The sequence below is a fragment of the Ruegeria sp. CG11 genome, from assembly GCF_056537245.1.
Map to the genome: position 1 here is coordinate 598,675 of NZ_JBQFRE010000001.1, position 12,086 is coordinate 610,760.

10 protein-coding genes and 1 riboswitch are annotated in these 12,086 nt (G+C 60.1%); of the genes, 3 read left to right on the plus strand and 7 right to left on the minus strand.

From position 1 onward, the window contains the following. Positions 1 to 6 precede the first annotated feature (6 nt). On the minus strand, positions 7 to 528 hold the full coding sequence (locus ACR0KW_RS02950; protein WP_480803660.1) for a DUF6446 family protein: 522 nt from the start codon (positions 526 to 528) through the stop codon (positions 7 to 9). 91 nt (positions 529 to 619) lie between these two features. On the opposite strand from ACR0KW_RS02950, the gene ACR0KW_RS02955 reads away from it, so the two are divergent. Continuing rightward, positions 620 to 1,252, plus strand: coding sequence for a MarC family protein (locus tag ACR0KW_RS02955; RefSeq protein ID WP_480803661.1), 633 nt, complete (start codon positions 620 to 622; stop codon positions 1,250 to 1,252). Between the two features lie 8 nt (positions 1,253 to 1,260). Here the strand turns inward: ACR0KW_RS02955 and ACR0KW_RS02960 are convergent, their stop codons facing one another. Next, positions 1,261 to 2,190 carry a glycine--tRNA ligase subunit alpha gene (locus ACR0KW_RS02960; RefSeq protein ID WP_480803662.1) on the minus strand — a complete coding sequence of 310 codons (930 nt, stop codon included), beginning with the start codon at positions 2,188 to 2,190 and terminating at the stop codon, positions 1,261 to 1,263. 206 nt (positions 2,191 to 2,396) lie between these two features. Between ACR0KW_RS02960 and ACR0KW_RS02965 the strand changes: the two genes are divergently transcribed. Continuing rightward, positions 2,397 to 4,142 (plus strand): serine protease, encoded by a 1,746-nt coding sequence (locus ACR0KW_RS02965; RefSeq protein ID WP_480803663.1) that lies wholly within the window; start codon positions 2,397 to 2,399, stop codon positions 4,140 to 4,142. Positions 4,143 to 4,192: 50 nt separating this feature from the next. On the opposite strand, the gene ACR0KW_RS02970 is transcribed toward ACR0KW_RS02965, so the two are convergent. The 5 genes from ACR0KW_RS02970 to metZ all read right to left on the minus strand — a co-directional run bounded on the left by ACR0KW_RS02970 (position 4,193) and on the right by metZ (position 10,872). After that, a complete protein-coding gene (locus tag ACR0KW_RS02970) occupies positions 4,193 to 5,767 on the minus strand; it encodes a thiamine pyrophosphate-binding protein (protein ID WP_480803664.1) in 1,575 nt (524 codons plus the stop codon). After that, complete coding sequence (locus ACR0KW_RS02975; RefSeq protein WP_480803665.1) at positions 5,767 to 7,215, minus strand: TrkH family potassium uptake protein; 1,449 nt, start codon at positions 7,213 to 7,215, stop codon at positions 5,767 to 5,769. The genes ACR0KW_RS02970 and ACR0KW_RS02975 overlap by 1 nt, the downstream gene beginning before the upstream one ends. Positions 7,216 to 7,265: 50 nt before the next feature. Continuing rightward, positions 7,266 to 8,132: a hypothetical protein gene (locus tag ACR0KW_RS02980; RefSeq protein ID WP_480803666.1), complete on the minus strand. Its 867-nt coding sequence runs from the start codon at positions 8,130 to 8,132 to the stop codon at positions 7,266 to 7,268. A 275-nt stretch (positions 8,133 to 8,407) separates the two neighbouring features. Beyond that, positions 8,408 to 9,511, minus strand: coding sequence for a GTP cyclohydrolase FolE2 (gene folE2 / locus ACR0KW_RS02985; RefSeq protein ID WP_480803667.1), 1,104 nt, complete (start codon positions 9,509 to 9,511; stop codon positions 8,408 to 8,410). 170 nt (positions 9,512 to 9,681) lie between these two features. After that, positions 9,682 to 10,872, minus strand: coding sequence for an O-succinylhomoserine sulfhydrylase (gene metZ / locus ACR0KW_RS02990; protein WP_480803668.1), 1,191 nt, complete (start codon positions 10,870 to 10,872; stop codon positions 9,682 to 9,684). 65 nt (positions 10,873 to 10,937) lie between these two features. Beyond that, positions 10,938 to 11,015: riboswitch (SAM riboswitch) on the minus strand. A 132-nt stretch (positions 11,016 to 11,147) separates the two neighbouring features. Here metZ and ACR0KW_RS02995 point away from each other — a divergent pair. After that, on the plus strand, positions 11,148 to 12,083 hold the full coding sequence (locus ACR0KW_RS02995) for an alpha/beta hydrolase (RefSeq protein WP_480803669.1): 936 nt from the start codon (positions 11,148 to 11,150) through the stop codon (positions 12,081 to 12,083). Positions 12,084 to 12,086 lie beyond the last annotated feature (3 nt).

Sequence of the window (12,086 nt, forward strand, 5' to 3'; positions counted from 1 at the left end):
TTGCCCTCAGTTCTCCGGTCGGGGCGGACATTCCTCGCCCACCACCGTCCCGTCATAGGCTTTTTCACCGCAATTGTTCAGCGCGTGCCAGACATAACCCTTGCCATCCGTGGTAACCGCGACGATGCGGTCCACGCCATAGTGGATGTTCTTGGCCCCCATGAATGCCTGCGCCTGTCCGGATTTCAGCGCCTCTGCGATGGCCACCGCATCGTAGCAGTCAAACCAACCCGGTGCTGTCAGCGGTTCAGGATTTTCAACCCGCCGGAACTTCGCCAGATCCTCAGCCGAAAGATCGGTTTCGAAACACGCCCGGTAGCGGATCGGAGAGCTGTCGGCATCAATCGCCCGAAACGCCGTATAGGTGATCGGTTCAGGGTCATCAACGCCTTCAGCCAGCAAGGACACATCCTCACCCGGCCGTGAGGCGACGTCGTAATAGAACCCGTAAACCTGCAAGTAATACATGCCGACACCGGCCAGAACCGCAGATATGACGAGGATGATTGCAAGCAGTTTTCCGGTCATCTTTTAGGCATCCTGATCACGCGGCCTCTTTCAACTTTCTGGAAAATAGGCCAGTTTCCAAACTGATACAGGTCGGAACGAGGCTATTGGAATGGATATGACACTTGCCGTTGGGTTCTTCGGCGCGCTGTTTGCAATCATGAACCCGATCACCAACCTGCCTGTTTTCCTGAGCGTCACCGACGGCCTGACCCCTGCCGACCAGCGCAAAGTGGCCGCAAAGACGGCGACGTACTGCCTGATCCTTGGCGGCGCGTTCGCGGCGATAGGTAACCAGACACTGGGCCTGTTCGGGATCAGTGTCGATGACTTGCGCGTCGCGGGTGGTCTCGTCGTTCTGATGATCGGCCTGAACATGCTGAGCGGTAAGGAAAGCACCACGCATCACGGGACCGAAGGGGAAAAGCAAACCTACCCCGAACCCGCCACGGTTGCCTTCTATCCGCTGGCCTTCCCCATTCTGGTTGGTCCCGGCACGATCACGACGTTGATCCTGTATGCGCACCACATTTCCAAGCCGATGGACACCATTATCTACGCAGGCGTCTTTCTGGCCGTTCTGTTTCTGCTGTTCATCACGTTCTGGAATGCGTCTGCTTTGGCCAAGCGATTGTCGGCCAATGCCCGCGTGATCATGAGCCGATTCATGGGCATGATCCTGTCGGCCATCGCAATCGGTATGATCGCAGATGGCCTGAAAGTGCTGTTGCCCGGATTGGCCTGAACGCCCCATCAGGCCTCGAACCCAGCAGCCTCGGTCAGCAGAAACGCATCCGCGCATTGTTTTGCCAGCGCCCGAACCCGTCCGATATAAGCCTGACGCTCGGTCACCGAGATCACGCCCCGCGCGTCCAAAAGGTTGAATACGTGGCTGGCCTTGATGCACTGGTCATAGGCAGGGTGCGCCATGACAATGCGTTTACCCGTTTTGGGGTCGTCATGTTCCTGCGCCAGAATGGCGGCACATTCGGCTTCGGCCTCTTCGAAGTGGCGCAGCAGAACTTCGGTGTTGGCCACGTCAAAGTTCCAGCGGGCGTATTCCTCTTCGGTCTGCTTGAAGATTTCGCCATAGGTAAGCGGGCTGGGTGACTGAGGATCGTTGAACGGCATATCCATCACGTGGTCGATGCCGAGCACATACATGGCCAACCGTTCCAGGCCATAGGTCAACTCGCCCGAAACCGGCGCGCAATCATGGCCGCCGACCTGCTGGAAATAGGTGAACTGGCTGACTTCCATACCGTCACACCAGACCTCCCAGCCCAGGCCCCAGGCGCCCAGCGTTGGGCTTTCCCAGTCATCCTCGACAAACCGGATGTCATGCAGGTTCATGTCGATACCGATAGCCTCGAGGCTACCCAGATACAGGTCCTGCAAGTCCGGCGGGCTGGGTTTGATCAGCACCTGATACTGATAATAGTGCTGCAACCGGTTCGGGTTCTCACCATACCGCCCGTCGGTCGGACGACGCGACGGCTGCACATAGGCCGCAGCCCATGCCTTTGACCCCAAAGCGCGCAAAGTGGTCGCCGGGTGGAACGTCCCTGCCCCAACCTCCATGTCGTAAGGCTGCAGGATGGCGCAGCCTTTCGAAGCCCAATAGGTCTGAAGGCGCAGGATAATTTCCTGAAATGAACGTGGTGCGCTGGACGGTTCGGTCATGACATTCCCTTTGGGCACATCCGCGCCCGGTTCCGGTCGGTTTTGTCCTTCCTATGCAAGGGGCCAAGGGGCGTCAACGGGCCAATGCCCACCCTGCTGTCACTGCACCGCCACACTGGAAATTCCCCGTATTCCGGGCATGGCTTTCCCTGCTGCTATTCGCGTAATCTGCGGCAAAGCTAAAACACCGCGGACACGGGCAGACTATGACACGAGTGATCACTGCAATTTTGTTTCTATTTCTCTTTGGCGCGCGCGCCGTCTTTGCACAGCAGGAGGCAGGCGTTTGGGTGCAGGTCGAAGCCCGCCCGACGCTGCGCCAGGCGCAGGAACGCGCGCAGGCCTATGCAAACGTTCTGCCCGACGTGAACGGGTTTCGCCTTAATTCTGGATGGTATGCCATTGTTATTGGACCATATTTGCGCAGTGATGCCGAACAGGTCTTGCACGTCTACCGGGCCGAGGGGCAGATTCCGGCGGACAGCTACATCGCGTTCTCAAATTCTTTGGGTCAGCAGTTCTGGCCCGTTGGATCAAGCTCTCTGAACCAGAGCACGGTGACCCCGCCAGTCGAACCCACGCCGCAGCCAGACCAATCTACCGCCGGGCTAACTCCGCATCCCTCGGATGAGACGCGGTCGCAGGCGCTGCAGTCCGAGCGCGTTCTGACCGCGCAAGAGCGCAAGAATCTGCAAACCGCCCTGCAGGCCGCAGGGTTTTACAATTCGACCATTGATGGCGCCTTTGGTGCAGGCACCCGGCGTTCGATGGGCGACTGGCAGCGGTTTAACGGGTATGAGCCCACCGGCGTTCTGACCACGGCTCAGCGTTCGGCGCTGATGGATGACTATAACGCGCCGTTGATCAGTGTTGGCATGAAGCGCCATTCAGACACGCAGGCTGGCATCGATCTGGACCTGCCGCTGGGTGTTATCGCCTTTGACCGTCATGAGGCCCCCTTTGCGCATTTCAATGGCACATCCGGTCTGAACGCGAAGGCATTGCTGATCAGCCAGAAGGGCAACAAATCCACGCTGCGCGCGCTGTACGAAGTGATGCAATCGCTGGAAATTGTACCTCTGGACGGCCCGCGACAGTTGCGCGGTGACCGTTTCACGCTCGAGGGTCGCGGCAACGGGATCGTATCCTACACCGAAGCGGCGCTGAAAGGCGACCAGATCAAGGGCTTCACGCTGGTCTGGCCCGAAGGGGATGAGGCCCGCCGCGCGCGGGTTCTGGCTGCGATCAAGGCCAGCTTCTCCACCAACGACGCCGTACTGGATGCCGGTGCCGGTGCCGGAGCAGATGCCGATCAACGGATCAATCTGGTCTCGGGTCTGCAAGTGCGCAAGCCGCGACTGTCCCGGTCCGGCTTCTTCACCGACGCAAACGGCACGGTTCTGACCGTGTCCGAGGCAACGGAAAGCTGCACCCGCATCACCCTGAACGACGATCAGGAGGTTCAGGTGGCCTGGGCAGACCCAGATCTTGGAGTCGCTGTTCTGCGCCCCCGCCGCAGCCTTGCGCCGATCAGCATCGCCGAGTTCAGCGCCGGCAAGCCGCGCATTCAGTCCGATGTCGCTGTCTCGGGTTTCTCGTATGAAGGCGCGCTGGGTGCACCGACACTGACCTATGGCCAGATCACTGATGTGCGGGGCCTGGATGGTGAGGACGGCGTGAAACGCCTTGCATTGGCGGCGCAACCCGGCGATGCGGGCGGCCCGGTCTTCGACGACAATGGACAGGTTGTCGGTATGCTGCTGCCCACCCCGTCCGAGGGGCGCACCCTTCCCGCTTCGGTCAGTCTGGCGGCAACGACGGACCGCTTGAATGAAGCTTTGGAAAAGGCTGGCGTGTCTGGTCAGCCCGGTCAGTCCACGGCCGAAATCTCACCCAATGAACTCAGCCGACGGGCCAACGGAATGACCGTTCTGGTGCACTGCTGGGACTAAACAGATCTGAAAGACCAAGAACGCCGCCCCTTTGGGCGGCGTTTTTTTGACTAGGCGATGTCGGGCGTCACCCGGATCAACGTCGGAACCGGGGCGTGAAACGCGGCTTGCACGGCTGCCTGCATCTCTTCCAGATTACCCGGAGCGGCAGACAAGGCCCCGAAGGCCTCGGCCAATTTGCAGAAATCGGGATTGCGGGCCACCACTGCGTTGGGGGCGATCTGGCCGCGAACCATGCTGTCTTCGATCTCTTTCAGCTTGGCGTTGTCCCACAGGATGATGGGCAGAGACAGGCCAAGCTCAACCGCCGCACCAAGCTCCATCATCGTGTAGTGAAAACCATAATCCCCCGCGATCACGGCCGTAGGTTTACCCCTACGCGCAACCGCGCCGCCGATCCCGGCAGGCAGCGCATAGCCCAGCGTGCCGAACCCCGTCGGGTGGTGCCAGTGATAGGGATAGGCCATCTCCCAGACTTCTTTCGCGACATAGGCAAACTGAGTCATGTCGGAATAGATCATCGTGTCTGCCGGCATTGCCTCGCGCAAAGCATCCAGCACCGGCACGATCCCGGGACGTTCGGCATCGGACTGCGCGCGCCAGCTTTTGCGGGCCTCGGCGACCTCTTCGGGGCTCCAGCCCGTTGCCGGTTTCACTTCGTCAATTGAAGCCCAGAGAGCATGGGCAAAGCTTTCACCATCGACCTGCAGCTTGATCCCCGCGCGGTGACGGTCGGACAGAACCTGCGGATCAAGATCGACCCTCACCAGATGAGAGGTATGCCCCAGCGTGTCGCGCCATAGGTCAACCTCACCCAATTCCGCGCCCACTACGACAACCAGATCGGCCGAAGCGATCACATCAGCACTGCCCGGTCGCGGCAGAGTAGCACCGAAGTCCAGCGCATAGCCTAACCCGGCCATCCCGCGCCCGGCATAGGTGGTGAAACAGGCGGCCCCCAACTGGGTCAGAATCTGACGCCACAGATTGGACCGCGCGCCGCCCCCCAGAATGAACAGCGGCCGGCGCGAGATATTCAGCAAGGACATGAGCGGCGCCAGATCAGGTGGCACCACCTTGGACCGCAAACCGGCCTGATTGGGAAAGGGTGCCGGATCAGCCTCGGCCTCAAGTTGCTCAATCGGTACCTGAATATGCTTTGGGCGCGGGCGGGAGAGTTCGAATTCCTCAAACGCACGCTCGACCAGCCTATAAGCCGCCTCTGCGGTGTTGGCCTGACGGGACCAGTCCGTCACGGTTTCGGCAGCACTGCGCTGATCCTTCATCTGGTGCAACTGGCCCTGCACCGCGTCCGTCTCGTCCAGACAGGACGACATCACCAGCATCGACACAGAATCCGTATAGGCCTGCCCCATCGGCGTCATGACATTGCACAGCCCCGGCCCGGTGATCACATAGGCCACGCCCGGTTTTCCGGTGGCTCGCGCATAACCATCGGCCATGAACCCGGCGCCCTGCTCGTGCCGGGCCAGGACATGCGTGATGCCCGCCTCTTCGATGCCCCGATACATTTCCTGATTGTGAACGCCGGGAATGCCGAAAATCACGTCAACGCCCCTGTCTTTCAACATATGCGAAATCTGGGCACCCAGAGGTCTTTTCATCAGCTTCTCCAGAATTGGACAGTAAACAGCGCGTAGACAGCCAGCAGCTCGAGCCGCCCGACCAGCATACCGATGGACAGCAACCACTTGGCCGTATCGCTCAGCCCGGCAAAGTTGCCCGCGGGGCCGATCTGATCCCCTAGCCCCGGTCCGACATTGGCCAGCGCCGTGGCCGCGCCCGAGACGGAGGTGATGAAATCCAGACCCGTCAGCGCCAGCGCCCAAGCCAGTACGCCCATCGAGAGCACGAAGAACATGAAAAAGCTCATGACCGAGCTCAGAACATCCGGCCCGATCGTGCGTCCGTCATAGCGCGGGTTGAACACGCCGTGCGGCGACCGGATACGGCTGATCTGAGTTTTGATCGAGGCAAACAGCAGCTGATAGCGGAAGATCTTGATCGAACAGGCGGTCGAACCCGCGCATCCCCCGATCAGACCAATCAGAAAGAACAGCATCACCGGGAAATTGCCCCAGGTCATATAGTTGACGCTGGCATAGCCTGTACCGGAAATGATCGAGGTGATGTTGAACAGCGACTCGCGGAACGCCTGCTCCCAATGATGCGGAAAGACCGAGACCAAGAATATCGCCATGACCGCGACCAGAACCAGGATCGTCGCCAGAAAGGTCTTGATCTGGCTGTCCTGCCAAAGAGAGTTCGTATTGCCATTGGCAAACTGAACGTAGCGCACGAACGGCAGGGCTGCGAGGATCATAAAGACCGCAGCCGCGTATTCGGTTGGTCCCGAAAATACGGCAAAAGAGGAATCGTAATTTGCAAACCCACCCGTGGCGATGGTCGTCATGGCGTGCACGATAGCGTCGAAAAAGCTCATCCCCAGACCGGCGTAAACCAGGGCGCAGACGAAGGTCAAAAACACGTAGATCAGGGAAATCTGGCCCGCGATCTCTTGCGCGCGCGGCAGGATTTTCCCCATGGTTTCAAACCCTTCCGAGCGAAAGATCTGCATACCACCAACCCGAAGCTCGGGCAGGAACACCATGGCGACAACGATGATACCGATCCCGCCCAGCCATTGCAGCAGCCCGCGCCATAACAGCAAACCCTGTGGCAGATTATCCAAGCCGGATAAAACGGTCGAACCGGTGGTGGTCAGGCCCGACATCGCCTCGAAATAAGCATCGACAAAGCGCAGTTCGGTCTCACCGAACAAAAAAGGAATGGCACCGAATAGCGGCAGCGCCACCCAGACGCCGGTGGTCAGCAAAAAGGTCTGACGGATCGTCAGACCTTCGCCCACCCCGTTCGAGCAGCTGATGGACAGGACTACGCCCGTCAGCATGGTGATGACGCCGCTTTCCAGAAATACGTGCCATTCGCCCCGACCTTCGATGAGATCCGCAAGCATGGGCAGCATCATGGTCGCCCCAAGAATGGCGACCAACAGGCCAATCACATATCCAACCGGGCGCATGTCCGTCATGAGGCGCAGCGTTGGCGCGCCTGCACGACCGTGTCAAGCGGATGTCCCGTTTACTCGTCGGTTTTGGTGACGGGTGTGGGCATCGCGGGCGGTTTCGAAGGCGCGCGCGTCCGGCGTTGGGGCGCTGCGGGCGTGGCCGCTTCGGCCTTGGGTGCGACCGGTTTGGCCTGTGCCTGAGGGGCGACTGGTTTGGCAACAGGTGCAGTGGCTTTGGCAGCAGGTGCCGCCGGCTTTATCGCAGGTGCAACCGGCTTGGCGACCTCACCCTTTGGGGCCGCGGTTTTTGCTGCCTGTACCTTCGGTGCCGCAGGCTTGGTGGCCGCTTTGGGCGCCGCAGGTTTCGCCGGAGCCTTTTTCGCTGCGGGTCTAGCCGCCGGTCGGGGCGCTGCGGTCTTCACCTCGGGCTTTGGGGCCGCAGTTTTAGGTGCCGCCGCTTTCGCCGGAGCCTTGGGCGCTGCGGGTTTGGTAGCCGGTTTTGCCGCGACGGGCTTGGGTGCGGTTGCGGGTTTGGCCTCTTGTGGTTTTGCTGCATTCGCAGGCTTGGATGCCGCCGGAGCAGCCGTTGCCTTGGGCGCAGAGACCGTTTTCTTTGCCGGAGCGGCCGCCTTTTTGGCGGCGGCAGGTTTGGGCGATTCGGCCTTGGGCGTAACCGCCGCTTTGGCGCGCGCGACCGGCTTGGCCTTCGGAGTCGCCGCCGGTTTAGACTTAGCTGCCGCCGCTTTGGACTTGAATTCCGGTTTCGCTGTCGTCGGCGCCGGTTGCGCGGACGAGATGTGCAGAGCATGTACCGGTGCAAACGGCAGCTCCATGGCCGAGGTGGCCAGAATTTGCATGATCTTCAGTTGGTTGCTAACCGCGTAGCCGGCCATACGAATGGCCGCCGCCTGAAACTCCAGCGGCTGGGTAATCGGATTCATTAGTCATTTCTCCTGTGAAAGCGATGCAACCTTCAAAGGGAAGAAGCACCCTGCTCCGCCCTGATGTCTGGGGCGGATTGCCAAGGTTTGAAGTCCCGGGGCGTCTCACGTCTCGGCTTCCTTTCAGTGTGGCGTAACGGCTGGCAAGCGCGTACGCCACGGCTGCAATCCCCCTTACTCTACGTCAAAGAAAGAGCGACTGCAGCATTTTTTGCTGCGATGCGGCGAAAGTTCGCCATTTTGTCTAACTTTGAGACTTCGGGAGCCGCGCGCAGTTACCCAATATGGAAGAGGGTCGAGAACAGGCGTGGGTCCAAGCTGGCCGTTACAAAAGTCGGGCCTTCGGTCAGAACCGACACCGCATCATGGCTGTGCAGGCTTTCCTGATGGCTGGCCACAACGCGGAAGTCACCGACATGGTGATCGGCCTGAAGCTCGGCGCAGAACAGGCGGGCGGCGTCCTCTACAAAGATCGGGTTGGCTGCGTTCAATTCGGCAAAGGCCTGTTCATCCTCGCGTTTGACCATCACCTGCGTTTCCGTCGGCACCGCACGACGGCACAGCGCGATCAGGTCCTCGAACCACAGACAATCCGCGTCGCAATCGACAACAACCGAAATGCGCGCGACGGACCGCTGGGAATGCGGTGTCGCCAACTGCCCGCGGGTGGAACGCGCGTGTTCGCTAAGTTCCAGCGAACACGGGCAAGTCGAGGAATAGACATAGTCCAGGTGCATGATCTTCTGGCGCACGCCGTTGTGTTCGACCAGCTCCAGCGCGATGTCGTAATACTGGTATCCCTCCAACCCCGAGCGCAGGCTTTTGATGCGATCCGGGTAGGAAAACCGCATCTGAATACGCGCATCAAAGCTGTCCAGATCGGTCATATAGTCATTCAGCGCGGCTTCCATGACCTCAAAGCTGAACGTGCGCTCGGCATGTTTGTAGAACGAGCGCATGATCCGGGACATATTGATGCCCTTTTTTTCAGCCTCAAGACTGACCGTGCCGGTAACCGATGTCTCCAGCGTCAGGTCGTCACCATGCTTGCGGTGGAACCGGATCGGCAGTCGGAAATTCGAGATGCCCACATGCTGAATCTGCTGCTTCGCCCCGCGGATCAGACTGGACGGGCCATTCTGAAGATCGGGCAAAGTTGCGCGATAGGCATCATCGACCCGAAAATCTTCCGGATAGCCCCGCGACAGTGACGGGTAGTTCACTGGGACCAGTCCCGGCACCAAACGCGCAATCGCCGGATCGAGCTGGCTGATCTCGGCCTCGGTTGCGGTTTCGGCCCATTTGCGCAGCGTTTTCAGCGCGGCGGCGGCCTCATCATGGTCAGGTGCGTCATCAATGCTGCGGGGGTGCACGTTCATCGATCGGGGTTCCTCGGGTTGGTCGCCGGACTATATACAGGTTCGGCGCGTTTTCCAGTGTAACTGTATACGCGCCGAAACACAGCCCGGATCGAATTTACGTGAGGGACACGTGATTTGTGCCCCTCATCGTCAAGCTCGAAACGGCTGTAACAGGCAAATGGGCGCCGTTATTGTTGAGAAACGTCCAATGCGCGGCTGATATCGGCAAGCAAGTCGCCTGCATCCTCAAGACCGATGGACAGGCGGATCAGACCTGGCGTGATGCCCAGCTCATCCTTCTGCTCATCGCTCAGCCGCTGATGCGTCGTGGTGGCCGGGTGCGTCGCAATCGACTTGGCATCACCCAGATTGTTCGAAATCACCGGAATCGTCAGTGCATTCAGGAATGCAAACGCCGCGTCCTTGCCGCCCTTGATGTCCAGCGACAGTACCGTACCCCCCTTGCCGCCCAGCTGCGTTTGAACCAGCGCATTCTGCGCGTGGGTTTTCAGCCCCGGATACAGGGTGCGTTCCAACGCGGGGTGACCTTCCAGCGCCTCAGCCACGGTCTGCGCCGTCTCAGCCTGCGCGTTGACCCGCAAAGCCATCGTTTCCAGACCCTTGAGCATTATCCAGGCATTGAACGGGCTGAGCGCACCGCCGGTATGCTTCATATAGGGTTCAAGCGTGCCACGGATGTAGTCCTTGGTGCCGATAACAACGCCGCCAAGCGCACGCCCCTGCCCGTCGATGTGCTTGGTCGCGGAATAGACGACCACATCTGCGCCCTGCTCGATCGCGCGCGAAAAGACCGGGGTGGAAAAGACGTTGTCCACCACCACCAGCGCCCCGACCTCATGCGCAAGTTTCGAAACGGCGGCGATGTCGATCACCTCGAGCGTCGGGTTCGACATGGATTCAAAGAACACTGCCTTGGTGTCCGTCCGGATTGCCGCCTTCCAAGCGTCCAGATCGGTGCCGTCGACAAAGGTGACCTCGACCCCATAGCGGGTCAGGATGTTTTCCAGAATGTACAGGCACGACCCGAACAGGGCCTTGGCGGACACAACGTGATCGCCCGCCTTCAGGATCGAGGTCAGCGCACCGTTGACCGCCGCCATGCCGGACGCGGCAGCAAAAGCGTCCTCGCCCCCCTCCAGCGCCGCGATACGTTGTTCGAACATCGACACGGTCGGGTTGCCGTAGCGGGCATAGATGAACTCATCCGGGCCGGTCTCGATAAACCGTGCCTCGGCCTGTTCGGCGTTTTCATACACGAAGCCCTGCGTCAGAAAGATCGCCTCGGACACCTCGTTATATTGGCTGCGACGGATGCCGCCATGGACGGCTTGGGTGCGTTTATTCCAGCTCTCGCTCATGTCATTCCTCTCGACCCTTGTCTGGCAAGGGCATCAAAAAAACCCCAGACGCGGTCAAGCGAAAGGGGCCTTTCATCCTGACCTTTTAGCGGTGTTGTTTAGCGTGGCCCGCAATCCGGTAACAAATCGCCACGTAGTATCGTTGCCCTTACGCCGCAGTTGTGGACGCGTCAACCCTTGCAACGGCATCGTCACGGTTCTGTAACCACCCATTCACCAAAGCGTCATAGCGTTGCGTCACACGGGCACCACAACATCTTGTGTGAGGCAGAACAATGCCAGTAATCAGGATCAATGCCATCGGCGACACGTTCGCCCTGCACCGCAGCCCGCGATCTCCGCTTGGAACCTTGCGGCAGACACGCGATAGCCAGGGGCCGGTCATCATCATGACCCACGGCTACAAATATCGCCCCGACGACGCCAAAGCCTGTCCGCACCGGCATATTCTGTCGCTGCATCCCACGCAGATGCTCTGGCATTGCCCAAGCTGGCCGCAACAGTTGGGTTTCGGTTCGGGCTTTGACGACGAAGGGCTGGGCGTCGCGTTCGGCTGGAACGCACAGGGGCCGCTCTGGGCCGTTCGCCGCCGCGCGGTTGAGGCAGGGCGCGCTTTGGCAGGGCTGATCCACGAATTGCGCTGTCAGAACCCGAAACGACCCATTCACTTCATCGGGCATTCGATGGGCACTGAATTGGCGCTAGAGGCCCTGCACCACGTCGCGCCCGGCTCACTGAACCGCATCATCTCGATGTCCGGGGCCGTGTATCAAAGCCGGGCCCTGGGAGCGCTGGACACGCCCGCCGGTCAAATGGCCGAGTTCATCAATGTGACCAGCCGCGAAAACGACCTGTTCGATTTCCTGTATGAGTGGTTGATCCAACCACCTCAGCGTGGCGACCGCAGCATCGGCATTGGCTTGCAGGCCTCAAACGCAGTCACCCTGCAGCTCGATTGCGCCCATACGCTGGACCACCTGTCGCGCACGATTTTCCCGGTCGGCGAGCCCCAAAGCCGTACTTGTCACTGGTCCAGCTATACCCGCCCCGGAGTGCTGCGCGTCTATAACGCCCTACTGCGCAGCGAGGACCGTTTGAGCCTGTCGCTGCTGCGCAATGGCATCCCCAAGTCATCAACACGCCGCTGGTCACAGCTTTTTGCGCTGCCCCGCCCCAAAGCTCTCTTGCCGTTTGCACAGAAAGCCTCATGATCT

What these genes read in the sequence shown, in the direction of transcription:
- ACR0KW_RS02950 (WP_480803660.1), bottom strand. Translation starts at nt 528, where the DNA reads ATGACCGGAAAACTGCTTGCAATCATCCTCGTCATATCTGCGGTTCTG.
- ACR0KW_RS02955 (WP_480803661.1), top strand. Translation starts at nt 620, where the DNA reads ATGGATATGACACTTGCCGTTGGGTTCTTCGGCGCGCTGTTTGCAATC.
- ACR0KW_RS02960 (WP_480803662.1), bottom strand. Translation starts at nt 2,190, where the DNA reads ATGACCGAACCGTCCAGCGCACCACGTTCATTTCAGGAAATTATCCTG.
- ACR0KW_RS02965 (WP_480803663.1), top strand. Translation starts at nt 2,397, where the DNA reads ATGACACGAGTGATCACTGCAATTTTGTTTCTATTTCTCTTTGGCGCG.
- ACR0KW_RS02970 (WP_480803664.1), bottom strand. Translation starts at nt 5,767, where the DNA reads ATGAAAAGACCTCTGGGTGCCCAGATTTCGCATATGTTGAAAGACAGG.
- ACR0KW_RS02975 (WP_480803665.1), bottom strand. Translation starts at nt 7,215, where the DNA reads ATGACGGACATGCGCCCGGTTGGATATGTGATTGGCCTGTTGGTCGCC.
- ACR0KW_RS02980 (WP_480803666.1), bottom strand. Translation starts at nt 8,132, where the DNA reads ATGAATCCGATTACCCAGCCGCTGGAGTTTCAGGCGGCGGCCATTCGT.
- folE2 (WP_480803667.1), bottom strand. Translation starts at nt 9,511, where the DNA reads ATGAACGTGCACCCCCGCAGCATTGATGACGCACCTGACCATGATGAG.
- metZ (WP_480803668.1), bottom strand. Translation starts at nt 10,872, where the DNA reads ATGAGCGAGAGCTGGAATAAACGCACCCAAGCCGTCCATGGCGGCATC.
- ACR0KW_RS02995 (WP_480803669.1), top strand. Translation starts at nt 11,148, where the DNA reads ATGCCAGTAATCAGGATCAATGCCATCGGCGACACGTTCGCCCTGCAC.